Source organism: Bowmanella yangjiangensis, from assembly GCF_017255015.1.
Taxonomy (GTDB): Bacteria; Pseudomonadota; Gammaproteobacteria; order Enterobacterales; family Alteromonadaceae; genus Bowmanella; species Bowmanella yangjiangensis.
This window is the reverse complement of sequence record NZ_JAFKCS010000236.1, coordinates 1-1,264: the sequence shown is the minus strand read 5'-3', so window position 1 is coordinate 1,264 and position 1,264 is coordinate 1. Positions and strand designations below refer to the sequence as shown.

General features: G+C 66.0%; 1 protein-coding gene. It reads left to right on the top strand.

Annotation, left to right across the window (positions count from 1 at the left end; all coding sequences use genetic code 11):
- Nucleotides 1-228 precede the first annotated feature (228 nt).
- Complete coding sequence (locus J0A65_RS23625; RefSeq protein ID WP_206596726.1) at nt 229-1,155, top strand: alpha/beta fold hydrolase; 927 nt, start codon at nt 229-231, stop codon at nt 1,153-1,155.
- Nucleotides 1,156-1,264 lie beyond the last annotated feature (109 nt).

Here is a 1,264-nt window from a genome sequence, read left to right as displayed (position 1 = left end):
CAGGCCGAACTGGTGCACCTGGCCATCGACAGTGGGGTGGTGCGGGTGGGCATGGAGAGCGCCTGAGATCGCCCCAGCGGAAATCCCGTGCAATCGATCGGCTCGGCACGAAGCAGCGATCCGGTGTAGATTCCGCGGCAGACTCAGGAGACCTCGTCTGCTGCAACGCGGCGGACCCCGGTCCGGCCGTGATGGCACGAGGCGCGCTCGACAATCAGGGAGATAGCCATGAACAAAGGGATACCTGTCGCACTCTGCATGCTGGCGTTGGCGGCGAGCGGCGGCGCTTCTGCAGCCGGGAGCGCTGCGTTGCCGCGCCAGGATGGTTCATCCATCACCTACTACCTGGATGGCAACGGCAGTCGGACCTTGCTGGTGCTGATGCAGGGCTCGGACTGCAACAGCGTGGCGCACAATCCAGTCATCAACGAGCAGTTTTCCACCTTGCTCGAGGGGGCCGATGTCCTGACGGTGGAGAAATACGGGCTTACCCGCGCGACTGCCTGGAACCCGGCGGGGGACAGCCCCGACTGCCCCGAGTCGTACTTCAGCCATGATTCGCCGGAGCAGAGAACCCGTGACTACCTGCAGGTGATCGACGCCCTGGCCGGGCAGCACGGCTATGAGCAGCTGGTGCTGCTGGGGGGCAGTGAAGGCGCGGTGGTGGCGGCGCTGGTCGCTTCTCGGCGCGAGGACGTCAGCGCGCTGGTGACCCTCAACGGGGGTGGCCGGTTCTTTCACGACGACGTTCTGTACAGCATGGCTCGCGAGCTTCCTCCGGCGGCACTCGACGAGGCCAGGGCCGGGTTCCTGGGGTTCCGGGACAGCGTGATGAACGCCGAGACGATGGACCTGCGGATGAGTGGCCACGGTTTTCGCTGGTGGAAGAGCATGTTCAGCCTCGACCAGCGCGCCACCTTGCAGCAGGTCGAGGCGCCGTTGCTGATCGTCCAGGCGGAGCGCGACGAAAGTGTGTCGCCTGGCCTGGCGCGCGAGCAGGCGGAGCAGCTCCGCGAGGGCAAGAGCAACGTCGATTTCCTGCTGGTCGAGAACGTCGACCACAAGTTCAGGGACGACGCCGGCGAGAGCCGCACCGACGTCGTGATCGCGTCTGTCCGGGGCTGGCTCGGCCAGCAGCGAGTCGCCCGGAACTAGCCTGGCCAGCGGTGGATGAGGAAAGCGTCATCCACCCTACGCAACAGCAGAGGCCGGCGTGCCGGCGGTCAGGTTGTGTAACCCCCATTCCGATGATAGCCCGCAAGCC